This window comes from Pseudomonadota bacterium, assembly GCA_016195085.1.
Lineage (GTDB): Bacteria > Pseudomonadota > Alphaproteobacteria > SHVZ01 > SHVZ01 > JACQAG01.
Genome location: JACQAG010000022.1, coordinates 95,579 through 121,570, shown reverse-complemented (window position 1 = coordinate 121,570; position 25,992 = coordinate 95,579). Strand labels below are relative to the sequence as shown.

General features: G+C 66.1%; 24 protein-coding genes. 6 read left to right on the top strand and 18 right to left on the bottom strand.

Features of this window, described 5'->3' with window-relative positions:
- Window positions 1-20: 20 nt before the first annotated feature.
- On the top strand, window positions 21-959 hold the full coding sequence (locus HY058_06310) for a nucleoside hydrolase (protein ID MBI3496897.1): 939 nt from the start codon (window positions 21-23) through the stop codon (window positions 957-959).
- Between the two features lie 232 nt (window positions 960-1,191).
- Window positions 1,192-1,578, top strand: coding sequence for a response regulator (locus tag HY058_06305; GenBank protein ID MBI3496896.1), 387 nt, complete (start codon window positions 1,192-1,194; stop codon window positions 1,576-1,578).
- A 116-nt stretch (window positions 1,579-1,694) separates the two neighbouring features.
- Here the strand turns inward: HY058_06305 and HY058_06300 are convergent, their stop codons facing one another.
- A complete protein-coding gene (locus HY058_06300; GenBank protein MBI3496895.1) occupies window positions 1,695-1,895 on the bottom strand; it encodes a hypothetical protein in 201 nt (66 codons plus the stop codon).
- A 477-nt stretch (window positions 1,896-2,372) separates the two neighbouring features.
- On the opposite strand from HY058_06300, the gene HY058_06295 reads away from it, so the two are divergent.
- Complete coding sequence (locus HY058_06295; protein MBI3496894.1) at window positions 2,373-2,894, top strand: hypothetical protein; 522 nt, start codon at window positions 2,373-2,375, stop codon at window positions 2,892-2,894.
- Window positions 2,895-3,384: 490 nt separating this feature from the next.
- Here the strand turns inward: HY058_06295 and gloA are convergent, their stop codons facing one another.
- The 17 genes from gloA to dnaE form a co-directional block, all read right to left on the bottom strand.
- The gene (gene gloA / locus HY058_06290; protein ID MBI3496893.1) at window positions 3,385-3,825 is read right to left on the bottom strand and encodes a lactoylglutathione lyase; all 441 of its coding nucleotides are present in this window, start codon (window positions 3,823-3,825) and stop codon (window positions 3,385-3,387) included.
- A 17-nt stretch (window positions 3,826-3,842) separates the two neighbouring features.
- Complete coding sequence (lpxB, locus tag HY058_06285) at window positions 3,843-5,027, bottom strand: lipid-A-disaccharide synthase (protein MBI3496892.1); 1,185 nt, start codon at window positions 5,025-5,027, stop codon at window positions 3,843-3,845.
- Window positions 5,024-5,845, bottom strand: coding sequence for a UDP-2,3-diacylglucosamine diphosphatase LpxI (gene lpxI / locus HY058_06280; GenBank protein ID MBI3496891.1), 822 nt, complete (start codon window positions 5,843-5,845; stop codon window positions 5,024-5,026). The genes lpxB and lpxI overlap by 4 nt, the downstream gene beginning before the upstream one ends.
- The gene (lpxA, locus tag HY058_06275) at window positions 5,835-6,635 is read right to left on the bottom strand and encodes an acyl-ACP--UDP-N-acetylglucosamine O-acyltransferase (protein MBI3496890.1); all 801 of its coding nucleotides are present in this window, start codon (window positions 6,633-6,635) and stop codon (window positions 5,835-5,837) included. The genes lpxI and lpxA overlap by 11 nt, the downstream gene beginning before the upstream one ends.
- A complete protein-coding gene (gene fabZ, locus HY058_06270; protein MBI3496889.1) occupies window positions 6,635-7,120 on the bottom strand; it encodes a 3-hydroxyacyl-ACP dehydratase FabZ in 486 nt (161 codons plus the stop codon). Before fabZ ends, lpxA begins: the two co-directional genes overlap by 1 nt.
- Window positions 7,121-7,123: 3 nt before the next feature.
- Window positions 7,124-8,146, bottom strand: coding sequence for a UDP-3-O-(3-hydroxymyristoyl)glucosamine N-acyltransferase (lpxD, locus tag HY058_06265; GenBank protein MBI3496888.1), 1,023 nt, complete (start codon window positions 8,144-8,146; stop codon window positions 7,124-7,126).
- Between the two features lie 16 nt (window positions 8,147-8,162).
- Window positions 8,163-8,807, bottom strand: a complete 645-nt coding sequence (locus HY058_06260) for an OmpH family outer membrane protein (GenBank protein ID MBI3496887.1) — start codon at window positions 8,805-8,807, stop codon at window positions 8,163-8,165.
- Window positions 8,808-8,809: 2 nt separating this feature from the next.
- Entirely contained in the window at window positions 8,810-11,080 is a 2,271-nt protein-coding gene (gene bamA / locus HY058_06255) for an outer membrane protein assembly factor BamA (protein MBI3496886.1), read from the bottom strand.
- A 59-nt stretch (window positions 11,081-11,139) separates the two neighbouring features.
- A complete protein-coding gene (rseP, locus tag HY058_06250; GenBank protein MBI3496885.1) occupies window positions 11,140-12,270 on the bottom strand; it encodes an RIP metalloprotease RseP in 1,131 nt (376 codons plus the stop codon).
- Window positions 12,271-12,323: 53 nt separating this feature from the next.
- A complete protein-coding gene (locus tag HY058_06245) occupies window positions 12,324-13,499 on the bottom strand; it encodes a 1-deoxy-D-xylulose-5-phosphate reductoisomerase (GenBank protein MBI3496884.1) in 1,176 nt (391 codons plus the stop codon).
- The gene (locus HY058_06240; protein ID MBI3496883.1) at window positions 13,496-14,332 is read right to left on the bottom strand and encodes a phosphatidate cytidylyltransferase; all 837 of its coding nucleotides are present in this window, start codon (window positions 14,330-14,332) and stop codon (window positions 13,496-13,498) included. Before HY058_06240 ends, HY058_06245 begins: the two co-directional genes overlap by 4 nt.
- Window positions 14,316-15,041 carry an isoprenyl transferase gene (locus tag HY058_06235; GenBank protein ID MBI3496882.1) on the bottom strand — a complete coding sequence of 242 codons (726 nt, stop codon included), beginning with the start codon at window positions 15,039-15,041 and terminating at the stop codon, window positions 14,316-14,318. Before HY058_06235 ends, HY058_06240 begins: the two co-directional genes overlap by 17 nt.
- Window positions 15,042-15,232: 191 nt before the next feature.
- Entirely contained in the window at window positions 15,233-15,790 is a 558-nt protein-coding gene (gene frr / locus HY058_06230; GenBank protein MBI3496881.1) for a ribosome recycling factor, read from the bottom strand.
- Window positions 15,787-16,548: a UMP kinase gene (locus tag HY058_06225; GenBank protein ID MBI3496880.1), complete on the bottom strand. Its 762-nt coding sequence runs from the start codon at window positions 16,546-16,548 to the stop codon at window positions 15,787-15,789. Before HY058_06225 ends, frr begins: the two co-directional genes overlap by 4 nt.
- Before the next feature lie 9 nt (window positions 16,549-16,557).
- Window positions 16,558-17,484: an elongation factor Ts gene (locus tag HY058_06220; protein MBI3496879.1), complete on the bottom strand. Its 927-nt coding sequence runs from the start codon at window positions 17,482-17,484 to the stop codon at window positions 16,558-16,560.
- A gap of 29 nt (window positions 17,485-17,513) precedes the next feature.
- The gene (gene rpsB / locus HY058_06215; GenBank protein ID MBI3496878.1) at window positions 17,514-18,341 is read right to left on the bottom strand and encodes a 30S ribosomal protein S2; all 828 of its coding nucleotides are present in this window, start codon (window positions 18,339-18,341) and stop codon (window positions 17,514-17,516) included.
- Window positions 18,342-18,511: 170 nt separating this feature from the next.
- On the bottom strand, window positions 18,512-21,961 hold the full coding sequence (dnaE, locus tag HY058_06210; GenBank protein ID MBI3496877.1) for a DNA polymerase III subunit alpha: 3,450 nt from the start codon (window positions 21,959-21,961) through the stop codon (window positions 18,512-18,514).
- Between the two features lie 419 nt (window positions 21,962-22,380).
- Here dnaE and HY058_06205 point away from each other — a divergent pair, with 419 nt between their 5' ends.
- The 3 genes from HY058_06205 (at window position 22,381) to HY058_06195 (ending at window position 25,892) form a co-directional block, all read left to right on the top strand.
- Window positions 22,381-22,899: a cold shock domain-containing protein gene (locus HY058_06205; protein MBI3496876.1), complete on the top strand. Its 519-nt coding sequence runs from the start codon at window positions 22,381-22,383 to the stop codon at window positions 22,897-22,899.
- Between the two features lie 190 nt (window positions 22,900-23,089).
- The gene (locus HY058_06200; protein MBI3496875.1) at window positions 23,090-24,814 is read left to right on the top strand and encodes a dihydroxy-acid dehydratase; all 1,725 of its coding nucleotides are present in this window, start codon (window positions 23,090-23,092) and stop codon (window positions 24,812-24,814) included.
- The gene (locus HY058_06195; GenBank protein ID MBI3496874.1) at window positions 24,711-25,892 is read left to right on the top strand and encodes a C-terminal binding protein; all 1,182 of its coding nucleotides are present in this window, start codon (window positions 24,711-24,713) and stop codon (window positions 25,890-25,892) included. Before HY058_06200 ends, HY058_06195 begins: the two co-directional genes overlap by 104 nt.
- The last annotated feature ends 100 nt before the right edge of the window (window positions 25,893-25,992 follow it).

Sequence of the window (25,992 nt, the reverse complement as noted above, 5' to 3'; positions counted from 1 at the left end):
GCAGCATCTGGAGCGCTCGCATGCGTCTCATCATCGACACCGACACCGCCGGCGACGACACCTTCTCGCTGCTGCTGGCCCTCAAGCACCCCGGCGTCACGCTCGAGGCCGTCACCATCTGCAACGGCAATGTCGACTTCCAGCAGCAGATCGACAACGCGCTCATCGCCATCGAGAAGGCCGGGCGCGGCGGCACGGTCCCGGTCTACCCCGGTTGTCCGCGCCCCATGCTGCGCAAATGGGTGCCGGCGCTCTTTCACGGCAAAGACGGCATGAGCGATGCCAATTTTCCCAAAGCAGCGCAGCGGGCGGAGACGACGCATGCGGTGGCCGCGATCATCGACCGGGTGATGGCGCGACCGGGCGAGGTCAGCATCCTCGCCCAAGCCCCGCTCACCAACATCGCGGCCGCCGTGGTGATGGAGCCGCGCATCGCAGGCGCGGTCCGTCACCTCTGGATCATGGGGGGCACCGACAGTGCCATCGGCAACGTCACGCCGACGGCCGAATTCAATTTCTACGTCGATCCGGAGGCCGCCAAGATTGTGCTCAATGCCGGCTTCAAGATGACGATCTCCACCTGGACACTGACTTTGAGGTCGGGTGCCTTCGATGCCGAGGAGATCGCCGAGATCGAAGCGCTGGACACGCCCCTGTCCAAGTTCTTCATGACCGTCACACGTGAGCCCCGGGCGCAGGCGCTCGCCCGTTACGGCAAGCCGATCAGCACCCATCCGGATTCCCTGACCTGCGCCTGCGCCATCGATGAACGCCTGATCCTGGAGAGCGACGACTGCGTCGTCGACGTCGAAGTGCAAGGCGAGCTCACCCGCGGCTTCTCCTCGATTCACCCGCCCCGGCTTGGAACGCGCTGGCCGGAGAAGATGCCGAACGCGCGCGTCATTCGCCGCGCCGACACCAAGGCGTTTCTGAGGATGCTGAAGACGGCGCTTAGCTGAGGGGGAAGCGGGCGCGCTCTGACCCGCTGGACATATCCCGCAGGGAATATCGAATCCGTCCGAGCCAATACGGGCGGCATCGGCCGCCCGCACGGGTCCGCATGATCGGCCCGGGTCTTCGGCCGGTCGCTGTCAAGCAAAGGGTTCCTGCCACTTTTCCTAGTTTATAATTCTTAATCGCAACTAGGTTGAGTGCATACCATAGTACGTGCTAGAAGCCCCGGCGACCTCAATGGGAGAATCTATCGTGGCGGCGGTGCTGGTGATTGACGACGACCCTCGCTTCTGTCGGCTGGTGCGGCTGATGCTGGAAGGCGAGGGCCATGCGGTGGTGACCGCCACCGACGGTTTCGAGGGCATCGACTACTTCTCCCAGCGCCGCCCCGATCTCGTCATCACCGACATGATCATGCCGCACTTCGACGGCATCGAGACGATCAGCGTCTTGCGGGGATTGGACCCATCCGTGCCGATCATCGCCGTCTCCGGCGGGAGCGAGGATTTGCTCCGGGTGGCAGAGGACAACGGGGCGGTAGCGACCCTGGCGAAGCCCTTCCACAGCGCAGCCCTGATCTCAGCACTCCTCGCGGTGATCGGCGGCTCCGGGCTCCCCAACTGAACCACGCTGCCGCTCACCGCCGCGAGACCATCAGGCGTCGAGGTCATCGCCGGAACCTTCGCTAGGTCCCCGCCAACAGCAAATCCCCAGCAAGGCGGCCTGCACCGGATGCTTGCCTATAACCTTTGGGTTGGTTGGCTCTTCCGCCAGCGCAGCACAACGGCCAGCGCAGCATCAGAGCTGAGTTGCGGGTGCACCTTGCGCACGACCGCGATGGCCGCCGCATTTTGGGCAAAGGCACCGAGGCCCTCGTCGATGGCGGTCTTGATCGCTCGGCTGATCGCTTTGGCGAGCTCAGGGGATAGCGTTGCGGCCATGGAGCCAGACTCCTGCGGCGGCTGACGAGAGTCTGCGTTCGGTCGCCGCCGTTGCAATCGCAGAGGTGCCCCTTGAGCTCACGTGACACGGCCATGTCACCGTGCTGCAGCTGCCCGTACGGCATGCCCAATGCCACTCTTCGTACGCCCGCGTACTATTTCCCAAGCGCAGTGCCGCCGGCGCGTCGGTCATGCCGTTGTTTCCGCTGCTGGGGCCAGCTGGCGCGAAAGTTCAGGCGACAGAGCGAGAGCTGCGGCAACAATGCCGGCAATGGGCTTCATGGCAGAGAACGTTGCGCCGCGGCCGCCCCTCTGCCTCGCCTCGGCCAGGCCGCAGGCGCGGTCTCTCGGTCGTGGTGGCCGCAAGAATAGATCGCATTGTATGCGTTAAGGCAGCATTAAAGCGGAACCATGATAATGCCGCGGCATCGGGGCGCTCGGGACCCTATTTGCGGCTTAGAGAGGTACGTCATGGTGTTGGCGGCAGCGGCGGCGCAGTCGCGTCAGCAGCTCGAAGAAGGGCTCGTCAAACGGGCCGAAGCGGAAGTCGAGCGCATGATGAGCGATGCGACCAGCGGCAATCCGGATGCGGTCGAGCGCAAATCGAAGCGCGTCGCCGAGATCGTGAAGGACAAGGCCTTTCCCATAGCGCGCCGCCGCGAACTCCAGGACCGCTGCACGTCGCTCCTCCGCCAGGCCTATGAGACGAGCGTGAACCTCTATCTCGACGACGCCGTAGCAGCGGGGCGTGGTGCCGACGATGCGCGCATGCATAAGCTCCTCGCCAAAGCCAAGGACCACTTCACGCTGGCGCTGCGCGCTGGCGCGAGCGAGGATTTCAAAGAGGCGGTCCGGCGCAAGCTGGAGTTGATCGGGCTCACTGGCCCCCTTGGCACGAGCGAGAAGACCAACCGAGCGGCGGCCGAGGAGGCCGCGAAGCCGCAGCCGCCCTCCACGGCTTCAGGCGGCGTCGGTGCATCCGCGACGATGACCCCATGATCACCGCAACCATCGCAGGGAGACCCGAGCCGATGTCTCCTCCATGCCGGTTGCGGCAATAGTTCGTTTACCACCCTAGGCTATGAATGCGGTCGTGTGTGGGGGGACCGCATGGTGAGCTACTATCGTTGTTACCTTCTCAGCACGGCGAATATCATCGTCAGCTCGGCGGAAGCGCACCGCGACGATGACCAGGCGGCGGCATGCTGGGCGGCTGACTTGCTGCGGCAGAGGTCAGACCTGCCGGCAGCGGAGCTGTGGTGCCTGAGCCGCCAAGTGTGCCGACTCGATCAGAAGACCGAGACTATGCGTGTGGTGGGGAGACTACCCCGGTCATCCGCGGACTTGGGCACCGTCGAGGGGCGTTGACCGGTCCTTTGCGGCAGGGTCTCGCCGTCTACGATAGGTATGAGATACCGGCCATTGTGTCGGCATGCGCTCCGCTCTCGTCAGCCGCTTCTCCCGCTCTCAGCCCTGCCGTCGGATGCGACTACTTCTTTTCGATGAGCTCGATCTTGTAGCCGTCGGGGTCTTCGATGAAGGCGATGACCGAGCCGCCGTGTTTCATCGGGCCGGGGGGCCGCGGAATCTTGACGCCCGCGGCGGCAAGTTTCTCGCAGGCGCCGTAGATGTCGCGGGTCGAGATGGCGAGGTGGCCGAAGCCCTCGCCGATCGGGTAGGGCTCCTTGCGCGGCCAGTTGTAGGTGAGCTCGACCACCGAGGCGTCGTTCTCGTCGCCATAGCCGACGAAGGCAAGCGTAAACTCGCCGGTCGGGTAGTCCTTCTTGCGGATGAGGTTCATGCCGAGGAGCCGGGTGTAGAAGTCGAGGGATTTGTCGAGGTCCTTGACCCGGATCATCGTGTGCAAGAAGCGCGAGCCTTGGAATGCGCTCCCGGCCGAAGATGCGGTTTTCGTCTGCACGTCGCTCATGGCTCTCACTCCTTGGCTCAAGTCGGGGGGATGGGCGCGAGTTTAGCGCGACCGGCGATGAGGTCGAGAATGATTTTGGCGGCGTTGCGGCTGGGGCTTGGTCCGCCGAGGCCGAGCCGAAATGCTGCTTCGTGGCTGCCCGCTCTCTGCTCCTCCCTCGCCTCGAGGCTCGTCAGCAGCCGCTCGACGACAGGCGCGATCAGATCGGCGCGGCAATCCTGCTGCAGGAATTCCGGAATGACGTTCCGCCCGACCAGGAGGTTGGTCATGACGATCGACGGCACCTTCACCAGGAGCCGGCCGATCCCATAGCTGAGCCAGGTGACCCGGTAGGCGATCACGAAGGCGACGCCGGCGACGGCGAGCTCGAGATTAACCGTGCCCGAGGCCGCCAGAGCCGCCGTCGACGCGGCGAAGGCATGATGCTTCTCGGCCGTGCCCTCGACGACGACGGGCTGCACGCGCCATTGGGCGGCCTGGCTGCGGACCAGGGCCGCCACCGGTGCCACGGTCGGCACCACCACCCGCAATCCCTCGTGCTTGGCCGCGAGACGGGCCACCACCGCGCCGAACACCGGCGCCAGCCGGTTGACTTCGCCCACGCGGCTCCCCGGCAGCACGCAGAGGAGCGGCGCGTCGTCGGCAATGCCGTGGCGCCGGCGGAAGCCCGGACCGTCGGGGCTGATGCCATCCTGCTCGATGACGGAATGGCCGACGAAGCTCGCCGGCAGCCCCACCTTCTCGAAATAGGGCAGCTCGAAGGGCAGCACGCAAAGGAGATGGTCGAGGAACCGGGCGATCATCCGGGCGCGCCGTGGCCGCCAGGCCCACACGGTGGGCGCCACGTAGTGAACCAGCAGCAAGCCTTTGCCGCGGAGCTTCCGACCCAAACGAAAGGAGAAGGAAGGCGCATCGATGGTGACGACCGCATCGGGTCGGAGGTCGAGCGCGGCCTTGGCCGTCTCGCCGATATGCCGGAGGATGCGAGGCACATGGGGCAGCACTTCGATGATGCCCATGACGTTGAGCTCGCCGAAGTGCACCAGGCTTTCGAGGCCCTCTTCCGCCATCGCCGTGCCGCCGATACCGGCAAAGCGCACGCGGCCGTCGGTCGCCGTCTTCAGCGCGGCCATGAGCCTCGCCCCGATGGCATCGGCGGAGGCTTCGGCGGCGACGAGAAAAACGAGAGGCCCGGCGCTCACCGGCTCACCCGGACACCCTCGAGGAAGAGCCCGCGCTCGTCGGCCGCCGCGATCGCCGCGTCGCGGCCGAGCACGATGGTGCCGCCGGCTTCGATGGCGATCCCGGAGAGGCCGCTCTCGGCGGCGCGCCTGACCGTGCGCTCGCCTATGGTCGGCAGATCGACCCGCGTCTCCTGGCCGGGCTTCTTGACCTTGACCAGCACGCCGCCCCTGCCCGCCCGCTGCAGCTTGCCGCAACGCTCGATCAGCTGATCGGTGCCCTCGATCGCCTCCAAGCCCAAGACTACGCCCTGCTGCACGATCGCCGCCTGGCCGATGTCGAGGCGACCCAGCTCACGCAGCACCTCGAGCCCGCGCCCGATATCGGCCAGTTGCGTCGGATCGGCGGCAATGCGCCCGAGCGGCCCCAACGGTGCCAGCAGGCTCGGCAAGATCTCCTCGGCGCCGACAACGCGGAACCCTTCGCCTTCGAGCTCGTTGATGACCGCCGACAGGAGCCCGTCGTCGCCCCAAGCGCGCCGCCCGATCTTGGCGAAGAACTGCAGGGTCCGCCAATCCGGCCGGAGGCTAGCCGGCGACAGGCGCTTGACCGGCCCGGCCAGCACCAGCTCCTCGCAGCCGGCCTCGCGCAGGAGTTCCATGCCGGTGCCGGCGGCGCCGACCCGGATCCAGGCGTGCTCCACGCCGGAGACGGTCGAGGGATCGGTCTCGCCCTTGAAGGCGAGCACGAACACGGGTCGGCCCGATTCCTTGCACACGGCGATGAGCTGGCCCGGCAACGGCCCGCCGCCCGCGAGGATGCCCAATTTAGCCTGCATTGCCCCCTTTGGGCTGGCAAATCGGCCTGGTGGCATCGGCGCGGATGAAGTTGATGATGTCCATCACCACGCTAGTTGCTTTGTACAGCTCAGCCACATCGGAGAGCCGCTCGGCCAACGTGCCCTCGGCCGCAAACAGAAGCCGATAGGCGGTTCGCAGCGCCTGGATGTCCTCGCGGCCGAAGCCGCGGCGCTTCAAGCCGACGAGGTTGAGCCCTGAGAGCCGCGCCCGGTCGCCCATCACTAGCCCGTAGGGAATGACGTCCTGCTCGACGCCGGACATGCCGCCGACGATCGCGTGCTTGCCGATGCGCACGCGCTGATGGACGGCCGATACGCCACCCAGAATGACGTAATCCTCCACATGCACATGGCCGCCGAGGGTGGCGTTGTTCGCCATCACCACCCGATTGCCGATGACGCAGTCATGGGCGATGTGGGTGTTCACCATGAATAGGCAGCCGTCGCCGACCACGGTCTTCATCGCCCCGCCCTCGGTGCCGGGGTGCATGGTCACGTGCTCGCGGATGACGTTGTCGCGACCGATGATGAGCTCGGAAGGCTCGCCGTGATATTTGAGGTCCTGGGGTGCCAGCCCGATGGACGCGAAGGGAAAGATCTTGGTGCCGGCGCCGACGCGGGTGCGTCCGCCGATCACCACATGGCTCGAGAGCTCGACCCCATCGCCCAGATCGACCGCGGCGCCGACGCAGCAAAAGGGGCCGACGACCACCCTCTCGCCGAACCGCGCCCCGGGCTCGACGATCGCCGTCGGATGGACCGACGTCATCAATTGTCTCGGATCATGGCGGCGAAGGTGGCGTCCGCCTTCTTCACACCGTCGACGACCGCCTCGGCGCTGAACTTCCAGACATTGCCGCGGCTGTGCTCCTTGCGCACATGGATGTGGAGCGTGTCGCCCGGCAGCACCGGCTTGCGGAAGCGGGCGCCGTCCACGCTCATGAAATACACGAGCTTGCCTTCCGCCTCCCGGCCCAAGGTGGCCACCACCAGCACCGCCGAAGTCTGGGCCATGGCCTCGATAATCATCACCCCCGGCATTACCGGGAAGCGCGGGAAATGCCCCTGGAAATACGGCTCGTTGATCGAGACGTTCTTGACCCCGACGGCGCTTTGGTCGAGATGGACATCGATGACGCGGTCGATCATCAGCATCGGATAACGATGCGGAATCATCTGCATCACGCGGTTTATGTCGATCTCGGCGATGTGCCGAACGCCGCCGCCCGCAGTGTTGGCCTTGACGTCGTTCATGGCCTATTTGCCCTTCTTCGCCGCCAGCCGCTTCAAGGTCGCCACCTGACGCGCAAATTCCAAGGCCGGGATCGCCGGCGCGCCCAGCACGGTCTGGCCGGCCGCCACGTTATGCGTCACCCCCGCCTGCGGGCCGATCGTGGCCCCATCGCCGATCTCGAGGTGGCCCGAAATGCCGGCCTGCCCGGCGAGCGTGACCAGCCGCCCGAGCCGGGCGGACCCGGCGATGCCGCTCTGGCCGACCAAAATACAGCCCTCGCCAAGTTGAACGTTGTGCCCGATCTGCACCAAATTATCAATCATGCAGCCGCGGCCGATCACCGTGTCGCGGCCGCTGCCGCGATCGATGGTCGAATTGGCGCCGACCTCGACGTCGTCGCCGATGATGACCCGGCCGAGCTGCGGCATCCGCAGGTGCCCCTCGGGCGAGGGATCGAAGCCGAAGCCGTCCGTGCCGATCCGGACCCCAGCATAGATGACTACCCGCGCGCCGATAAGCGCGTGGCTGATCGAGGCGTTGGCGCCGACGACGCTGTCATCGCCAAGCACGACGCCGGGACCGATCACCGCATTGGCCCCGATGCGACAGCCTCGGCCGATCTCGGCGGCGGCGGCGATCACGGCACCCGCTTCGACGGTGACGCCGGGGCCGAGCTTGGCGCTGGTATCGACCGTCGCCCGGGGATGTACACCCGGCTTCACGTCCCGCGCAGGGTAGAACAGCGAGGCGGCGAGCGCGTAAGCGCGTCGCGGCCTCGCCGCGAACAGCAGCGTCATCCCCTTGGGCGCGCGCGCGGCGGCCGCCCGTTCGACGACGCAGGCGCCCGCGCGGCTGGCGCCGAAGGCCTCGAGATAGCGCCGGTTCTCGAGAAAGCTGAGATCGTCGGAACCGGCTTCGCCGAGTGTTGCCAGATTGCGGATCAGCCTGCCGGCTTCCGCGCCTGGGGCCAGTTCCGCGCCAATGCGCTGTGCGATGTCGCCGACACTGAAAGGACCTGCCAGGGCATAGAACCGCGGATCGGCCATGAGTCTCCGATCAGATCTATGGTTTCAACGGCGGCAGCGTCACCTTGATCGTCGGCAGCTTCTTGTCGAGCCGCGCTTGCACCTCGCTCGTAAGGTCGAGCGCGCGGTCGGCGAGCACGACATTCGCCCGCGGCAGCACCACCGAGATCTTTCCTTCCGCGGCCACCTGCTCGATCACGTCGAGCAACGCCGTCTTGACCTTGTTCATGTTGTCATCGAAGGCCTGATCCAGCTGGCGCTTGCGCGCCTGCACCTCGCGCTGCACGTCGTTCACCCGGTTTTCGAAATCGCGGCGGCGTTGGTTGAAGGCATCTTCGGCCAGGACCAGGCGCTGCTGCGTCAGATCCTGCTCCGCCTTGCGCAGCTCGGCTTCCTTCTTGTTGATGTCGTCCTGATAGGACACACGCTGGGTATCGAGTTGCTGCTGGATCGAGCGGGCGGCGGCGGCAGACCGCATCACTTCCTGAACGTCGACGACGGCGATTGTGGCGGCTGGGAAGGCCCCCAGCGGCTTACCCGCTGGCGCCGGCTGCGCTGGCGGCGCCGGTTGCGCGGGCTGGCCCTGCTGAGCCGGCGGGCGGGGCGTCTGAGCTTGGAGCGTGAGGGGCGCCAACGCCAAAGAGGCTGCGAAGGCGAACCGCCACAACATGGTACTGCGCATCCTCAAAACCTCGTGCCAAAACTGAAGCGAATGAGTTCTTTGCGGTCGAAATTCTCCCGCACAACCGGAATGCCTAAGTCGATGCGGATCGGACCCAGCGGCGAAATGACCGTTACGCCCGCACCCGCCGAGACCCGCAGCGAAGAGATATCGGCCAAACCTGGCCCGGTCTCACCAAGATCCCAAAGACTACCGAAATCGGTGAAGACGCGGCCGCTTACCGGGAAGTCCTTGGGTGTCCCCAGGGGCACGCTGACCTCCAGGGAGCCAGCATAATACTTCGTGCCTCCGAGCGAGTCCTGGGTATTGGTGTCGCGGGGACCGACACCGCCACTCCGGAAGCCGCGCAAGTTGTCGCCCCCGATGAAGAAGCGGTCGTTGATCCGCACCCGCTGGCCAAGGGCGATCACGTCGCCGGTCTCGCCGAGGAGGGAGGCGACGATGTCGCTGCCGAAGGGATAGAAGTAGCCGCCCTTGATGATCGGGCGCACGAACCGGCTGTCACCGCCGAGCCCGGCAAAATCCGTGCCGAACCTAATATAGTATCCCTGGGTCGGATTGTTTCGGTCATCGCGCTTGTCGTAGGCGAATTCGTTGCCGATGAGCGAGGTGATGGTATGGCCGATCTGCTCGCGGATGAAGGGCGAAGCGGAGCCCGCGACGTTGGTGATAAAGACCGAAGACAGGTTGTAGTGCACGGTCTGGCGCAAGGGCTCGCTCAGCAGGAAGCCGCCGCGCAGCCCAAACCCCGCGGTCCGCTGGTCGTATTGGCTGACCGATTGCAGATCTTGGGTCGAATAGATGGCGTCGACGCCGGCCGAGACATCCTTGTTGAAGAAATAAGGCTCGGTGAAGCTGGCATTCACCTCTCGGCGGGTAAAGGACAGGGTGGTGGCGATGCGAAGGTCTTGCCCGGTGCCGAGCAAATTGCGCTCCCGCACCTGCACGTTGCCCAGGATCTTGTCGCTGGTCGAGTAGCCCGCGCCAAACGACAACTCGCCGGTCGACTTTTCTTCGATCTCGACCTTGACCACGGTCTTGTCCGGCGAACTTCCGGGCTGATTGGCGACGTCGACCTTGTTGAAGAAGCCGAGGTTGCGAATACGTTGACGCGAGCGTTGCATCTTCGAGGTGTTGAACGCGTCACCCTCGACCAGACGAAACTCGCGGCGAACGACCTTGTCTAGCGTGCGCACATTGCCGACGATATCGATGCGCTCAACATAGACCTTCGGCCCCTCGCGGACGACGAAGGTGACGTCGACCGTCAGCGCTTCACGGCTGCGATTGAGTTCGGACTGGATGTCGACGAACGCATAGCCCAGCGTGCCGACGTGGTCGGTCATCTGCCTGATGGTCTCCTCGACGGCGTCGCCGTCGTACCAATCGCCCTCCTTGACCACGACGTCAGTGCGCAACGGGTCGGCAACCAGGTCCTTGAGCGCGGTTTTCACGTCGATCTTGCCGAACTTATAGCGTTCGCCCTCCTCGACGGTGAAGGTCACGTAGAAACCGCTGCGGTCCGGCGCCAGCTCTGCTACGGCGGAGATCACCCGAAAATCCGCGTAACCGTGCTTGAGATACCAGCGCCTGAGCAGCTCGCGGTCGAAAGTCAAACGATCCGGATCGTAGGTGTCGTCGTAATTGAAGAAGCGATACCAAGCAGTCTCCTTGGTCAGCAGCTGGCCAAGCAACGTCGGCTCGCTGAATTGCTTGTTGCCGACGAAGGAGATCCGCTTGATGCCGGTGAGGCTGCCTTCGTTGATCTCGAAGACGAGGTCGACCCGGTTCTGCTCGAGCTGAATGATCTTGGGCTCGACCACGGCGGCGAAACGGCCCTGTCGGCGATAGAGATCGAGGAGGCGCTTGACGTCGTTCTGCACCTTGGTACGGGAATAGACGACGCGCGGCCGCAATTGCGTCTCGTTCAGCAAGGTTTCGGTGGTGACGCGCCGGTTTCCTTCAAAGGCGATGCGGTTGATGATCGGATTTTCGACCACGCGAACCAGAAGCTGCGAGCCCTGCCGCTGCAGGCCGACATCGGCAAAGAGGCCGGTGGCGAAGAGCGCCTTCAAGGAGCGGTCCATGCGCTCGGGATCGAACGGGTCGCCCGGCTTCAGCAGAAGGTAGGAGCGGACCGTATCAGGCTCGATCCGCTGCGTGCCCTCGACCGCGACTTCGGCGATGGCATCTAAGGATTGCGCCGCAGCACCGCCGGGTACTAGGCCGGCGAAGCAGAGGGCAATCAGCGCGGCGGCGAGCCACCGCCACAGCCCCGCCGCAAATCTGGCAGCGTTCTGCCTCACGGAGTTCCCCGGCCCAGGACCAGCGACTAGGTGAACAACCGGCCGATGAAGTCGACGACCCTGAGATGAACCAGATCATTCCAGGTCGCGAACACCATCAAAGCCAAGACCAGCGCCAGCCCCGCCATTGAGGCGTAGTCCTGCGCGCGTGGCCCGAGCGGCCGTCCCCTGAGCGCTTCGGCGCCGTAAAACAGCAAATGGCCGCCATCCAGCACCGGGATCGGAAAGAGATTGATGAGGCCGAGGTTGATGGACAAGACCGCCATGAACCAGAAGGTCGCCACCAGGCCGCCTTGGGCGACCTCGCCCGACATCTGGGCGATGCGCAGCGGGCCGCCCAGCTCCTCGGTGCCGCGGCTACCGACGATGATCTGGCCCAGGGCCTTCAAGGTTCCGACGGTCATCATCGCGGTCTCGCGGCTGGCCTGCCAAACGGCCGTCAGCGGATCATGGCGAACGGTCTCCAGGCGGTGCGAACGCACGCCCAGCAGGCCGATCACGTGCCGATTGCCAAACCGGTCTGTCTGCTCCGTCACTGTCGGCGTGACGGTCAAGCGGAGGGCCTGGCCCTCCCGATCCAGAACCACCTCGAGCGGGCGGCCGGGGCTATCTTGCACCAATCGCTGCAGCTCTTCGAACCGGCTGATGCTCTGGCCGTCGACGGTGAGGAAGCGGTCGCCGGGCTTGACGCCCGCCTTCTCGGCCGCTCCCGCCTCCATCACCTCGTCCACCACCGGCGCAGTAAAGGGTTGGCCGACGATGGCGAACAGGCCCGTCAGCACGACGATCGCGAAGATGAAGTTGGCGAGCGGCCCGCCGGCGACGATGGCGGCGCGCTGGCCTAGGGTCTTGTGATGGAAGGAGACGGCACGCTCCTCAGGCGAGAGTGCTGCGGCAGCCGCGCCGGTGCCCATTCCCTCGCCCTCGCCGAACATCTTGACGTAGCCGCCGAGCGGCAGTGCGCTGAACTTCCAGCGCGTGCCCTTGCGGTCGTTGAAGCCGAACAGCTCCGGCCCGAACCCGATCGAGAACGTCTCGACGCGGACCCGGTTGCGCCGTGCGAGACAGAAATGCCCCAGCTCGTGCACGAAGACGAGGACGGTCAGTATGACCAGGAATGGGATCGCATAATCCCTGACGGCGATCAGGAGTTGCATGGCGTCTCGGCTGTGAGAATGTCGGGCTCGCAGAACCGGCGCCGGCCGATCCCCTAGGCTCCCAAGAAAGTGGTCGCGCGCGATCGGGCTTCGCAGTCGATCAAGCGCAATTCGGCAACGGAGGTCGGCGTTGCCCCCGACACCGCTTCGAGCGTTCGTTCTACGGTGCGCGCGATCTCCAAGAAGCCGATGCGCCCGGTCAAAAACGCGTGCACCGCCACCTCGTTCGCGGCATTGAGAATTGTAGGTGCGGCCCCCCCCGATTGCAAGGCTTCACGGGCCAAGCGAAGGGCCGGAAACCGGCTGGGTTCGGGACGTTCGAAGGTGAGCTGCCCGAGCTGGGCCAAGTCGAGCCGCGAGGCCGGCGTGGTGATCCGCTGCGGCCAAGCGAGCGTGTGCGCGATCGGTGTGCGCATGTCGGGGGATCCGAGCTGCGCCAGGACCGAGCCGTCGACATAGGCGACCATGCTGTGGATCACCGATTGCGGCTGAATGAGCACCTCGATCCGTTCCGACTCCAGGCCGAAGAGATAATGCGCCTCGATGATCTCCAAGCCCTTGTTCATCATCGTCGCGGAGTCGACCGAGATCTTGGCGCCCATGGTCCAGGTCGGGTGCGCGACCGCCTCGGCCGGGGTCGCCTTTGCCATGCGCTCGAGCGGCCAGGTCCGAAACGGCCCGCCGGAGCCGGTCAGGATGATGCGCTCCACCGTCTCCGGCCGGGCAAAGTCGAAGACCTGAAAGATGGCGTTGTGTTCGCTGTCGACCGGCAAGAGACGCGCGCCGGCGCGGCGCATCTCCGAAAGCACCAGCTCGCCCGCGCACACCAGGCACTCCTTGTTGGCGAGCGCCACGGCAGCACCGCGACGCACCGCAGCCAAGGTCGGCTCCAGGCCGGCAGAGCCGACAATGGCGGCCATCACCCAACCCGCCGGTCGCGCGCCCGCCTCCACCAGCGCCGCCTCGCCGGCCGCCACTTCGATGCCGGTACCGCTCAGTCCGTCCTTGAGCGCTGCATAGCGCGACTCTTCGCCGATGGCGACGAAACTCGGCTTGAGCGCGTGCGCCTGCTCGATCAGTAGCTCGACATTGCCCCGCGCCGTCAGGGCCTCGACCGGATAGACCTCACGATTGCGGCTGATGAGATCGACGGTGTTGCGCCCGACCGAGCCGGTCGAACCGAGGATGGTGAGGCGGCGCGGCGCCGATGTCGTTGCCAATGATGTCATCGCCAGGCGATCAAACTTGCACCAAAGAGCCACGTTAGCACAGCAACGGCCGGTGCGGTGGCGATCAATCCGTCGACCCGGTCCAAGAGACCGCCATGGCCGGGAATGAGCCGGCCCGAGTCCTTGACGCCAAAGTGGCGCTTCAGCGCCGATTCGGCGAGGTCCCCCAGCTGTGCCACCCCGGCGAGGAGGATACCGGCGGCCTGAGCCAGCCAAATATTGCCCTGTTCCAGCCACCAGGCGGCAAGTACGCTCACCAAGGCCGCCGAGGCCATGCCACCCAGCAGGCCCGCCCATGTCTTTCTGGGGCTGACTTGCGGCCAGAGCTTGGGACCGCCGATGGTGCGGCCGGCCGCGTAGGCCCCGATATCGGTCGCCCAGACCGCGGCCAGGAGCCATAGAGTCAAGTCGCGCCCGGCCAACGCATCGAATCGAATCCAGAGGAAGCTGACGCAGGGTATGGCGAGGGCGAGCGTGCCCGCCGCCAGCCACCCCGGCAGGGCCGCTTGGGACCGCCGCCCGGCACCGTAGACCAGGATCGCCGCGACGAGCGCTCCGGCGATGCCGGCAACGATGCCGAAGCTGCGTGCGACGACGAGGCTGGCGACGCCGGCGAGGCCCATCACCACGGTCATGCCGATCCTGCCGGGCGCGCTCCCGCAACACAGCCGCGCCCACTCGCGCGCCATCTGCACCGCGGCCAAGGCGAGAACCAGCTCGAAATACGGCGAGCCGAAATAGACCGAAGCGGCGACCGGCGGGGCCAGGACCAGGGCCGAGACGACTCGCCGGAGGAGGCCGCCCGTGGAGTCCGCTCTAGCCGACGGCGCCATAACGGCGCTCGCGGCGATGGAACTCGCGGATCGCCGCCTCCAGATCGGCCTTGGTGAAGTCCGGCCAGAGAGTGTCGAGGAAGACCAGCTCGGCATAGGCCGATTGCCAGAGGAGGAAATTGCTGAGGCGCTTCTCCCCGGAGGTCCTGATCACCACGTCCGGGTCCGGCAATTCCGCCGTCGCCAGCTCGCCGGCGACGCTGGCCTCGTCGATGGCGGCGGCATCGAGCCCCCCTTCGGCCACGCGCTGCGCCAGACGACGCGCCGCATCGGTGATCTCGCCTCTGCCGCCGTAGCTGAGCGCCACAGTCAGGTGCAGCTCATCATTGCCGCGCGTCAGCGTCTCGCCATTCTCGATGAGCGCGATGATGTCGGGAGAGAAGCGGCTGCGCTCGCCGATGATGCGAAGGCGAACACCGCGGTCGTGCAGCTCGGCGATCTCACGGCGCAGGTAGTGGCGAAGCAGACCCATGAGGTCGTCCACCTCGGCGCTCGGCCTTTTCCAATTCTCGGAGGAAAAGCCAAAGATGGTGAGGTAGCGAATGCCGAGCTCGCTGGCACCCTCGACCGTGCGCCGGACCGCCTTGGCCCCTTGGCGATGACCGGCCGCCCTCGGCAATCCACGCGCGCTCGCCCAACGCCCGTTGCCATCCATGATGATGGCAACGTGGGTCGGCGGCTCGCGCGGTTCCGAATCGGGAGAGTCCATGGCTCAGCGTCCGCGGCGGCCGCGCTGGATGCCCGGCGGCGCACAGAGCCGCACCGGCGCTGCGCGATGCGCGAGCCGATATTCGATCCCCGGTCGGCGGCGGTCCCCCCCTCGAACTCCGCGCCGCGGCATGTCACGCTGTGCCGGCAAGGTCTGCCGCCTCAACAAAGTGATCCCCCGTCATGCAGATCCTAGACCTGCATGATCTCCTTTTCCTTGGCAGCGAGCGATTCGTCGATCTTCTTGACGTGGTCGTCGGTCATGCTCTGGACCTCGCCCGAGAGCCGCCGGTGCTCGTCCTGACTGATCTCGTGCTGCTTCTCCGCCTTCTTCAGATGCTCCATGCCGTCACGGCGCACATTGCGCACCGACACGCGGGCCTGCTCGGCATATTTGTGGGCGATCTTGCTGAGCTCGGCGCGCCGTTCCTGGGTGAGCTCCGGCACCGGCACGCGGATGAGCTGCCCCTCGGCCTGCGGATTGACGCCGAGGCCCGCCTCCCGGATCGCCCGGTCGACCGCCTTGACCACGCCCTTGTCCCAGACCTGCACGGCGATGAGCCGCGGCTCCGGCACGCTTATGGTCGCCACTTGGTTGAGCGGCATCGGATTGCCGTAGGCCTCGACCATGACCGGCTCCAGCAACGCCGCCGAAGCCCGGCCGGTGCGCAGCCCGGCGAATTCCTTCCGTAGGGCCTCGAGCGCGCCGTCCATGCGGCGCCGAAATTCCTTGAGGTCCGGCGTGCTCACGCTCTGCCCTCCTCGGTGATGATGGTAAAGCGCCCCCGCCCCGTCACCACGTCCGCGAATGCGCCGTGATTGTGGATCGAAAATACGAGAATCGGAATACGATTTTCTCGGGCAAGCGAGATCGCCGAGGCGTCCATCACCCTAAGGTCGCGCGCGAGGCATTCGAGGTAGGTGAGCCGCTCGAAGCGCTCTGCCGCCGGATCCTTCACCGGATCGGCGGTATAGACGCCATCGACCTTGGTTGCCTTGAGCAAGGCATCGCACCCCATCTCGGAGGCGCGGAGAGCCGCCGCGGTATCGGTGGTGAAAAACGGGTTGCCGGTGCCGGCCGCGAAGATCACCACCCGACCCTTTTCCATGTGGCGCACGGCACGCCGGCGAATATAGGGCTCGCAGACGGCGGAGATCGGCAAGGCGGACAACACGCGGGTCTGCAGGGACCGGCGCTCGAGCGCGCTCTGGAGGGCAAGCGCGTTGATGACGGTCGCGAGCATGCCCATGTAGTCGGCGGTGGCGCGCTCCATGCCGGCAGCCGCCCCGGAGATGCCGCGGAAGATGTTGCCGCCGCCGATGACGACGCACACCTCGACCTCGAGATCGATGACGGCCTGGATCTCCTGGGCGATGCGGTCGACCATGTCGGGGGCGAGCCCGTAATCCTGCGCGCCCATCAGCGCCTCGCCGGAGATCTTGAGGAGCACGCGACGATAGCGCGCCGTACCGCGGGGGGCCTCCTTGCCGGCCTCGCGCGCGGTCACGGCCACGGCTCAGTGCGCCAGCTGGGCGGCGACCTCGGCGGCGAAGTCGGCCTGCTTCTTGTCGATGCCCTCGCCCAGCGCGTAGCGGAGAAAACCGGCGACCTTGATCGGCTGGCCCAGCTCCTTCGCCGCCGTCTCCAGCACCTTGCCCACCCGTGTCTCGCCATCGACGACGAAGACCTGCTCGGTCATGACGGTCTCCTCGTAGAACTTGCGGAGCCGCCCCTCGACCATCTTCGCAATGACATTATCGGGTCGGCCCGACGCCTTCGCCTGCTCGCTCAAGATATTGCGCTCGCGCTCCAAGGTCGCCGGGTCCACCGAAGAGATATCGAGCGATTGCGGATTGGCGGCGGCGACATGCAGGCAAAGCTTCTTTGCCAGATCGGCGAGCTTTGTCGGATCGCCCGCGGACTCGAGCGCGACCAAGACGCCGATGCGGCCGAGCCCCGGCGTCAGCAGATTGTGCACATAGGAGGCGACGGCTCCTTGCTTGACCATGAGCCTCTGCCCGCGCCGCAAGTTCATGTTCTCGCCGATGGTGGCGATCAGGTGGGTGAGCTCGTCGGCGACGCTGCGCGCGCTGCCGGGAAACGACCGCGCCTTCAACGCCTCGAGGTCGGCGCCGGTTTCCAGCGTCAGCTTCGCCGCGGCCTTGACGAAGGCTTGGAAGGTTTCGTTGCGCGCCACGAAATCCGTCTCGGCGTTGACCTCGATGACCGCGCCGCGCGTGCCGTCGGCAATGACGCCGACCAGTCCCTCGGCGGCGATGCGTCCGGACTTCTTAGCCGCGGCCGACAGGCCCTTCTTGCGCAACCAATCGACCGCGTCCTCGACCGCGCCACCGGTCTCGGTCAGCGCCCGCTTGCAGTCCATCATGCCGGCGCCGGTCTTCTCGCGCAGCTCCTTAACCAGCGCGGCGCTGATCTCGGCCATGAGCAATCCCTCGCTTCGTTGGCTGCCGGTCAGGCCGTGGCCTGGCTCGGCGTCTCGCCGGTTTCGGCGGCTGGCGCGGGCTCACCCTCGACCGCCGCCTCGCCTTCGGTCGGCAGGCTCTCGCCCTGGACCTCTTCGGCCTCGCCCACATCTACGCCAGCGGCCGTCATCTCCGCCTGCAGGCCGTCGAGCACCGCCGAGGACACGAGATCGCAATAGAGCGTGATCGCGCGGATGGCATCGTCGTTGCCTGGAATGGGGTGGGTCACGCCGTGCGGGTCGGAATTGCTGTCGATGACGGCCACCACCGGGATCCCGAGCTTGGTCGCCTCCTGGATGGCGATCTGCTCCTTGTTGGTGTCGATCACGAACAAGATGTCCGGCAGCCCGCCCATCTCCTTGATGCCGCCCAACGCCCGCTCGAGCTTGTCGCGCTCGCGGGTCAGGTTGAGGAGCTCCTTCTTGGTGAGCCCGATATCCTCTTGGGCGATCTGCTCGTCCAACTCGCGCAGGCGCTTGATCGACTGCGAGATGGTGCGCCAATTCGTCAGCATGCCGCCGAGCCAGCGATGATTGACGTAGTACTGGCCGCAGCGCTTGGCCGCGCCGGCGATGATGTCCGTCGCCTGGCGCTTGGTGCCGACGAACAGCACCCGTCCGCCGCCGGCGACGACCGCGCGCACGGCTTCCAGCGCCCGGTGCAGGAGCGGCACGCTCTGTTCGAGGTCGATGATGTGAACGCCGTTGCGAACCCCGAAGAGATAGGGCTGCATCTTCGGATTCCAGCGCCGGGTATGGTGGCCGAAATGCACGCCGGCTTCAAGAAGCTGGCGCATGGTGAATGTCGGCAGAGGCATGATCTGCAATTCCTTTTCCGGTTTGTCCGCCGCGAGCGTTGGGCCTTTCGGCCACCGGAGCGTCTGGGACCCCGCTGGAGCCTTCGCGCGATGCCCGCGTGAGAGATGGCGGGGGGTATAGCCGCGAACGCCGGCTTTGACAAGGGCGGGGCGGCGATCGCCTCCCGCGCCTACAGGTCCCGGACCTCGATCACGCCGGGCACCGCCTTGACCGCGCCGCGGGTCTCGGCACCGATGGCATAGAGGCCGGGCAGCGCCACTTCGACCTCGGCGCCGCCGGCATCCAGGACCAGCCGGACCCGGCCGCGACCCTGCTTGGCCCGCTGCATGACGCCGCGGATCGCCGGCAGCGGCTTGGGGTCGCGCAGATAGATCTTCAGGCCCTGGGCCGCATGCGCGACGGCGGCATCCAAAGGCTCGATCTTGTGCGCGGTCAGCTTGACGCCATCGCCCTCGGCGCGGGCGTCGAGAGTGACCAGGAGCGGTGTGCCACTCTCCAGGAGGGGGCGGCTCTGCGCCAGGATCTCAGAGAACAACGTCACCTCGAACACGCCGGTCTGGTCAGAGAAGCTGACGAAGGCGTAGCGGTTGCTGGTGCGCGCCGAGGTGCGCTCCTGCTTGGCGATGACGATTCCGGCGAGCTTGAGGCGGGCTGATTCATGCGCGACCCGCTGCCCGAGCTCGCTCGAGCGCACGATCCCGATCCGCTCCAGGCTGGCGCCGTAGGCATCGAGCGGGTGCGCAGAGAGGTAGAAGCCGATGGCGTCGAACTCGTATTTGAGCTGCTCCATGGTCGGCCATTCGGTCTCAAGCGGCAGCGACAGGCGGGCGGCCGGGGCATCGGCGCCAGCGAACAGACTGGTCTGGCTAGTATCCTTGTCGCTGGCGGCCGCGGAGGCATGCCTCAAGATGAGGTCGACCGCCTTATAGGCCTGGGCGCGGTTTGGATTGAGGCCGTCGCAGGCGCCCGCCGCCACCAAATTCTCCAGCTGGCGCTTGTTCAACGTCTTGGCATCGATCCGCTGCGCCAAATCCGCCAGGTCGCGGAACGGCCCCCGCTCCTTGCGCTCGGCCACCAGCGCCGTCATCGCCTGTCGGCCGACATTGCGCACCGCTGCCAAGGCGTAGCGGATGGCGCTCTTTCCATCCGGCAGCTGCTCGACCGCAAAGACCGCATCGGAGCGGTTGAGGTCGGGCGGCAGCAGCTTGACCCCCAGCCGGGAGAGCTCCTGTCGGTAGCCGTTGAGCTTGTCGGTGTTGCCGAGATCCAAGGTCATGGTCGCGGCGAAGAACTCGACGGGATAATTCGCCTTCAGATAGGCGGTCTGGTAGGCGACCTGGGCGTAGGTGGCGGCGTGTGACTTGTTGAAGCCGTAACCGGCGAACTTGTTCATGAGCTCGAAGATGTGCTCGGCCTGGGCCGGAGGCACGCCCTGCTGGGTCGCACCGCTGAGGAAGCGCTCGCGCTGGGCGTCCATCTCCTCCTTGACCTTCTTGCCCATGGCGCGCCGGAGGATGTCGGCCTCGCCCAGGCTGTAGCCCGCCAGCACCTTGGCGATCTCCATCACGTGCTCTTGGTAGGTGATGACCCCGTAGGTCTCCTCCAGGACCGGCTTCAACAGGGGATGCAGATAGTCCGGCTGCTCGGTGCCGCGCTTGCGGTTGATGTAGGAAGGGATGCTCTCCATCGGCCCGGGCCGGTAGAGGGCCACCAGCGCGATGATGTCCTCGATGCGGTCGGGCTTCATCTGGCGCACCAGGTCGCGCATGCCGGCACTTTCCAGCTGGAACACGCCGACCGTCTCACCGCGTCCGAGAAGCGCAAACGCCGCCTCGTCCTCAAAGCCCAATGCGGCGAGATCGATGTCGATGCCGCGCTTGGCGACGAGCTTTACCGTCTCGGCCAAGACGGTCAGCGTCTTCAGCCCGAGAAAGTCGAATTTCACCAGGCCGGCGGGCTCAACCCACTTCATGTTGAACTGGCTCACCAGCATGTCGGAGCGAGGATCGCGGTAGAGCGGCACCAGCTCGTCCAGCGGCCGGTCGCCGATGACGATGCCGGCCGCATGGGTGGAGGCGTGGCGGTAGAGGCCCTCGAGCTTGAGCGCCACGCTCAAGAGCCGGCGGACGCTCTCGTCCTGGTCGCGCTGGCGCTGCAGCTCCGGCTCGCTCTCGATCGCGCGCGCCAAGGTGATCGGGTTCGCCGGATTGTTGGGCACGAGCTTGCAGATTCGATCCACCTGGCCGTATGGCAGCTCCATGACGCGCCCGACGTCGCGCAAGGCCGCGCGCGCCTGCAGCTTGCCGAAGGTGATGATCTGGGCCACGCGATCGTGGCCGTACTTGTCCTGGACGTAGCGAATGACCTCGTCCCTCCGGTCCTGGCAGAAGTCGATGTCGAAGTCTGGCATCGAGATGCGCTCGGGATTGAGGAAGCGTTCGAACACCAGGCGGAACCGCAACGGGTCGAGGTCGGTGATGTTGAGCGACCAGGCGACCGCCGAGGCGGCGCCGGAGCCGCGGATGCCCACGGGAATGCCGCTGCGCTTGGCGAAGCGCACGAAGTCGGCGACGATGAGATAGTAGCCGGCGAACCCCATGCCGGTGATGACGCCGAGCTCGAATTCGAGCCGGTCGCGATAGGCGTGATGCTGGTCCTCAGGCACTTGTCGCAGGTGTTTGCCGAGGCCGGCCTCGGCCTCGGCTCGGAGCTGGTCGATCTCGCTGCGGCCGTCCTCGGTCGGAAACGCCGGCAAGATCGGCTTCCGTTTCTCGGGCATGAAGGCGCAGCGTCGGGCGACCGCTAGCGTGTTGTCGATCGCCTCGGGCAGATCGGCGAACAAGGCTTGCATCTCGGCCGCGCTCTTGAAGCGGTGCTCCGGGGTCAGGCGCGGGCGCTCGGGATCGCTGAGGAGCGTGCCTTTTGCGATCGACAGCAGCGCCTCATGGGCTTCCGCCATGCCGGCATCGGCGAAATAGACGTCGTTGGTCGCCACCAGCGGCAGGCCAGCGGTATCGGCAAGCTGGATGAGCGGCGCCTCGCTCCGACGTTCCGCCGGCAGGCCGTGGCGCATCAACTCGACATAGAGGCGGTCGGGAAAGAGGTGGGAAAGCTGCCCTAGCACCGCTTCGGCCGCCGGCCCCTGCCCCTCCGCCAGGAGCCGGCCGACGGTTCCTGCCGGCCCGCCGGTCAGCGCCAACAGCCCCTCGGTCCGTCCCTCGAGGTCGCCCAGAGCCACCTGCGGCGGCTCTCCGGGTGAGGTCTCGAGATGCGCCTTGGAGACCAGCTTCACCAGATTGGCCCAGCCCGCATCCGACTGGACCAGCAGGACCAGCGCATCGGGCGGCGGCGCATGGCCGTTGCCATTGCCCGCAGCATGGCGCTTCTCGCCGTTCTCCCGGCGAAGGGCGAGCTTGCAACCGATGATCGGCTGAATGCCGGCCTCGGTCGCGTAGCTGGCGAATTCGAGCGCACCGAATAGGTTGGTGCTGTCGGTCACCGCTACGGCCGGCATCGCCAGCTTGCGGCAGAGGCCGACGAGCTCCTTCAGCTTGATCGCCCCCTCGGAGAGCGAATAGGCGGAGTGGACGCGAAGATGAACGAACGGAGCGTGTGCCATCCGGCCTCGGGGTCAGGAACCTGCGTCAGGATTCCATGGCGCCGGGTCCGGTGCCTAGCTTTGCCTCTGCCGCAGCCTTGGGAGGCGGCAGATCATGGCGGTTGCGGCGGCTTTCCTCGGCGCCGGGTGGAACCGGCTCCGAGCCGGGCTCCCACCGCAACGGACCGGGACCGGACGAATCGCATCCTTGCCGCTGGGTCCGATGCCTCCCCGACGGGAGCAAAAAAGCGTCCTCCGGCGGCACCGTGGACGGGCTCTGCCGGGGAGTCTCCTCAAGCCCCCAAGGGACTGCAGGCCCTTGTTAATTATGTTTGTAAGTAGATCGTGGCAATGCTAGCTTCAACCAATTATCCATCGTTTCGGGACCGCATCTAACGGCGCCAGGGATGAGAAGAGATACGCTATTCGGGGATCGTCCCATGGACGAGCGTCCCGCGGTTCGCGCCACCGTTAAGTGGTTTAATCCAGACAAAGGGTTCGGCTTCGTCTCGCCTGAGGACGGCACTCCGGATGCGTTTCTGCATGCCAAGGTCGTGCAGACTGCCGGCATAACCGAGTTGCCGCCGGGCGCCACCGTCACCTGCGCCATCGCCCAGGGCCTGAAGGGGCCGCAGGTGATCCGCCTCCTGGAGGTCGACACCTCGACCGCCACCGCGCAACCCAGGCGTCCTGCGGGCCCGGCCAGGCCGCGCGACTTCGCCCCGCGGCCGGTCGGCGAGCGCACCAATCTCGATGGCGAAGTGAAGTGGTTCAACGCCACCCGTGGCTTCGGTTTCGTGGTCGCCGACGACGGCGGCAAGGACGTATTCGTGCATGTGGCCGTCTTGCAGCGCTGCGGGCTCGCCAGCCTCGATCCGGGGCAGCGGGTGCGCATGGCCGTGGTGCCGACCCAGAAGGGTCGCGAGGCGCAGTCGATCGAGCTCATCGTCGCTTCTTGAGCCTGCCTCGGCCGGGCGAGCTTCCTTCATTGTAGTGGCAGGCGCGTCGAGCCAGCCGAGGTGCGGCGGGCATGGTCGGTCTTGTACCGCTCCGATTGTGCTGGAAGGCTTGCCTCACTAAGCTCACCTCTCGATTTCTCACCCAATAGACGATCCCGTTCAAAGACAGTTCCCGAGGGAGAACGCGCCGATGGCCGCTCGCAAATCGAAGCTTCGCAGTCAGGATTGGTTCGGCAAGGCGGATAAGGACGGATTCGCCCACCGTTCTTGGATGCGCAATCAGGGACTGCCGGCCGATGTGTTCGACGGCCGGCCGGTCATTGGCATCTGCAACACCTGGTCGGAGCTCAATCCCTGCAATGCGCATTTCCGCCTCATCGCCGAGCGGGTGAAGCGCGGCGTATGGGAGGCGGGAGGCTTCCCGGCGGAATTCCCGGTGTTCTCCAATTCGGAATCGCAGCTGCGTCCGACCTCGATGCTGTTCCGCAATCTCGCCAGCATGGACGTCGAAGAGTCGATCCGCGGTCTGCCCATGGACGGCGTGGTGCTCCTGGTCGGCTGCGACAAGACCACGCCTGCCCTGCTCATGGGGGCTGCGAGCTGCGATTTGCCTACGGTCGCGCTTTCCGGCGGGCCGATGCTGAATGGCAAGTACCGCAACGAGGATATCGGCTCCGGCACGCACACCTGGAAATTCGACGAGATGGTCAAGGCCGGCGCGATGACGCTGGAGGAGTTCATGAGCGCGGAAGCCGGCAATGCCCGCTCAGCCGGCCACTGCATGACCATGGGCACCGCCTCCACCATGGCCTCGATGGTGGAGAGCATCGGCATGGGACTGCCCGAGAATGCCGCCATTCCCGCCGCCGATGCCCGCCGCTACGCGCTGGCGCATCTCGTCGGCCGGCGCATCGTCGAGATGGTGAAGCTCGACCTCAAGATGTCGAAGGTGCTGAAGCGCGAGAATTTCGAGAACGCCATCCGCATCAACGGCGCCATCGGCGGGTCGACCAACGCGGTCGTCCACCTGCTGGCGCTTGCCGGACGGATGGGCATCAACATCACGCTCGAGGATTGGGACAAGCTCGGCCACGATGTGCCCTGCATCGTCAACCTGATGCCGTCCGGCAAATACCTCATGGAAGACTTCTACTATGCCGGCGGCCTGCCCGCGGTGATCCGCGAGATGGGCGACTACCTCCACAAGGATGCGATGACCGTGAACGGCAAGACCATCTGGGAGAACAGCAAGGACGCGCCTTGCTGGAACCGCGAGGTGATCTTCCCGGTGAAGAAGCCGTTCAAGAAGCAGGGCGGCATTGCCGTCTTGAGGGGCAATCTGTGTCCCCAGGGGGCCATCATCAAGCCGTCTGCCGCCTCCCCCCATCTCATGAAGCATCGCGGCCGTGCCGTCGTCTTCGAGTCGATCGAGGACTATCACGCACGCATCGAGGATCCGAACCTCGACATCGACGAGACCTGCGTCATGGTCCTCAAATATTGCGGCCCCAAGGGCTACCCGGGGATGGCCGAGGTCGGCAATATGGGGCTGCCGCCGAAGGTCCTGAAGAAGGGCATCACCGACATGGTGCGCGTCTCCGACGCGCGCATGAGCGGCACCGCTTATGGCACGGTGGTCCTCCACGTCGCCCCCGAAGCGGCGGCCGGCGGCCCGCTGGCGCTGGTCCAGAACGGCGACATGGTCGAGCTCGACGTCAAGAAGCGCCGCCTGCATCTCGACGTCACCGAGCAGGAGCTGGCGCGCCGGCGCAAGGCTTGGAAGGGCTTCCAGACCCCGCACAAGCGCGGCTATGCCAAGCTCTACGTCGATCACGTGCTGCAGGCCGACAAGGGCGTCGATCTGGATTTCCTCGTGGGCAAGAGCGGCACGCCGCCGCTCCGGGAGTCGCATTGAGGTGACGCAGCCGCTCAGCATCCTGGTCCCGGATTTCCAGTACACCGATGACGCCGTCGTCGAGCGCGAGGCGGCAGGCAGCAAGGTGGCCTGGCGCTTGTTCCGGGAGCATGCCGCCGATCGGATTCCGAACGAGGCCTGGCAATCGGCCGATGCGATCCTATGCTGGCATGGCGTGCCGATCGACGCCGGCACCGTCGCCCGGCTGTTCAAGTGTCGGCAGATCGTTCGCTGCGGCGTCGGCTTCGACCACATCGATATCGAGGCCGCCGGACGCGCCGGGATCCCGGTCTGCAATGTGCCGGACTACGGCACCTCGGAAGTAGCGGACCACGCGATCGCCCTCATGCTGTCCTTGACCCGCGGCATCGTGGCCAGCCACACCCAGCTCAAGGCCGACCCGGTGAAGGGCTGGCATTGGTCCTTGGCACCGACCATCCGCAGGGTACGCGGCACCCGGTTCGGCGCTGTCGGCATGGGCCGGATCGGCACCGCAACCCTGCTTCGCGCCAAGGCGTTCGGCTTCGAGCTCCTGGGTTACGACCCCTATGTGCCCTCCGGCCAGGAGATTGCGCTCGGGGTCACCCGGTTCGAGCGGCTGCACGATCTCTTGGCCGAGGCGGATGTGGTGAGCCTGCACGCGCACTTGACGCCTGAGACGACCCGCCTCATCGGCATGCCGGAATTTCGCGCCATGCGCCCTGATGCGATCCTGATCAACACCGCTCGGGGTGCCATCGTCGATACGGACGCGCTCGCCCAGGCCCTCGAGCAGGGTCTGATCGCCGCCGCCGCCCTCGACGTGCTGCCAGAGGAGCCGCCCGCAGCAGGTGGCAAGCTCGTCCATGCCTTCGCCCAAGACCTGCCCTGGCAGCGCGGTCGGCTGATCCTGACGCCGCACTCCGCCTGGTCGAGCAAGGCGAGCCAGCTCGATGCCCGGCGCAAGGGCGTGGAGACCGCGCTCGCCTATTTGACCCAGGGCCAGTTGCGCAATTGCGTCAACCAAGCCTTTCTTTCCGGGCGCCGGGCGCCGGCTCAGGGGAGGGTCAAGGAGGGGGTGATCCTCACTCCCTCCTAGCATCCACCCCCGCGGCCGCAGGCTGACCACCCAGCCATCAAGGCCAGCCATCAAGGGTTGTCCGCCCCATGAAGGAAAGGCTAAAGTAGGCAAGCAGTTA

What these genes read in the sequence shown, in the direction of transcription:
- HY058_06310 (MBI3496897.1), top strand. Translation starts at nt 21, where the DNA reads ATGCGTCTCATCATCGACACCGACACCGCCGGCGACGACACCTTCTCG.
- HY058_06305 (MBI3496896.1), top strand. Translation starts at nt 1,192, where the DNA reads ATGGGAGAATCTATCGTGGCGGCGGTGCTGGTGATTGACGACGACCCT.
- HY058_06300 (MBI3496895.1), bottom strand. Translation starts at nt 1,895, where the DNA reads ATGGCCGCAACGCTATCCCCTGAGCTCGCCAAAGCGATCAGCCGAGCG.
- gloA (MBI3496893.1), bottom strand. Translation starts at nt 3,825, where the DNA reads ATGAGCGACGTGCAGACGAAAACCGCATCTTCGGCCGGGAGCGCATTC.
- lpxI (MBI3496891.1), bottom strand. Translation starts at nt 5,845, where the DNA reads ATGCAGGCTAAATTGGGCATCCTCGCGGGCGGCGGGCCGTTGCCGGGC.
- lpxA (MBI3496890.1), bottom strand. Translation starts at nt 6,635, where the DNA reads ATGACGTCGGTCCATCCGACGGCGATCGTCGAGCCCGGGGCGCGGTTC.
- fabZ (MBI3496889.1), bottom strand. Translation starts at nt 7,120, where the DNA reads ATGAACGACGTCAAGGCCAACACTGCGGGCGGCGGCGTTCGGCACATC.
- lpxD (MBI3496888.1), bottom strand. Translation starts at nt 8,146, where the DNA reads ATGGCCGATCCGCGGTTCTATGCCCTGGCAGGTCCTTTCAGTGTCGGC.
- HY058_06260 (MBI3496887.1), bottom strand. Translation starts at nt 8,807, where the DNA reads ATGCGCAGTACCATGTTGTGGCGGTTCGCCTTCGCAGCCTCTTTGGCG.
- rseP (MBI3496885.1), bottom strand. Translation starts at nt 12,270, where the DNA reads ATGCAACTCCTGATCGCCGTCAGGGATTATGCGATCCCATTCCTGGTC.
- HY058_06245 (MBI3496884.1), bottom strand. Translation starts at nt 13,499, where the DNA reads ATGACATCATTGGCAACGACATCGGCGCCGCGCCGCCTCACCATCCTC.
- HY058_06240 (MBI3496883.1), bottom strand. Translation starts at nt 14,332, where the DNA reads ATGGCGCCGTCGGCTAGAGCGGACTCCACGGGCGGCCTCCTCCGGCGA.
- HY058_06235 (MBI3496882.1), bottom strand. Translation starts at nt 15,041, where the DNA reads ATGGACTCTCCCGATTCGGAACCGCGCGAGCCGCCGACCCACGTTGCC.
- HY058_06220 (MBI3496879.1), bottom strand. Translation starts at nt 17,484, where the DNA reads ATGGCCGAGATCAGCGCCGCGCTGGTTAAGGAGCTGCGCGAGAAGACC.
- rpsB (MBI3496878.1), bottom strand. Translation starts at nt 18,341, where the DNA reads ATGCCTCTGCCGACATTCACCATGCGCCAGCTTCTTGAAGCCGGCGTG.
- dnaE (MBI3496877.1), bottom strand. Translation starts at nt 21,961, where the DNA reads ATGGCACACGCTCCGTTCGTTCATCTTCGCGTCCACTCCGCCTATTCG.
- HY058_06205 (MBI3496876.1), top strand. Translation starts at nt 22,381, where the DNA reads ATGGACGAGCGTCCCGCGGTTCGCGCCACCGTTAAGTGGTTTAATCCA.
- HY058_06200 (MBI3496875.1), top strand. Translation starts at nt 23,090, where the DNA reads ATGGCCGCTCGCAAATCGAAGCTTCGCAGTCAGGATTGGTTCGGCAAG.
- HY058_06195 (MBI3496874.1), top strand. Translation starts at nt 24,711, where the DNA reads ATGCCAAGCTCTACGTCGATCACGTGCTGCAGGCCGACAAGGGCGTCG.